We start from the raw sequence: 382 nt of genomic DNA, 5'->3' as shown, positions 1-382 counted from the left end.
GTGCTGGAATGGGTGAGAAAACTGTTCTGGACGGCTGAAACTCCCTGGCAAATGTTGATTGAAGAAGCTCGCCTGATCGCGCCTGGCGCAGATGGAGTGAAAATGCAGTGTGATTTATTGTCGTGCCAGAACGCTGGCTGGCAAGGCGTAACGCTTAATACCACGCGGGGGCATTTCTATCGCGCGGCGCTGGAAGGGTTAACCACGCAATTACAGCGCAATCTACAGATGCTGGAAAAAATCGGGCACTTTAAAGCCTCTGAATTATTGTTAGTCGGCGGAGGAAGTCGCAACACATTGTGGAATCAGATTAAAGCCAATATGCTTGATATTCCGGTAAAAGTTCTCGACGATGCCGAAACGACCGTCGCAGGAGCTGCGC

At 50.8% G+C, this 382-nt stretch carries 1 protein-coding gene; it reads left to right on the top strand.

Translation table 11 applies throughout. The features are described from left to right. The coding region (locus NWP09_RS13345) for an FGGY-family carbohydrate kinase (protein ID WP_258275954.1) at positions 1-382 on the top strand (382 nt) is incomplete at both ends.

Source organism: Agrococcus sp. HG114 (assembly GCF_024723325.1).
GTDB lineage: Bacteria > Actinomycetota > Actinomycetes > Actinomycetales > Microbacteriaceae > Agrococcus.
Note: the sequence above shows the minus strand (reverse complement) of the source record. Positions and strands in the feature narration are given on the sequence as shown.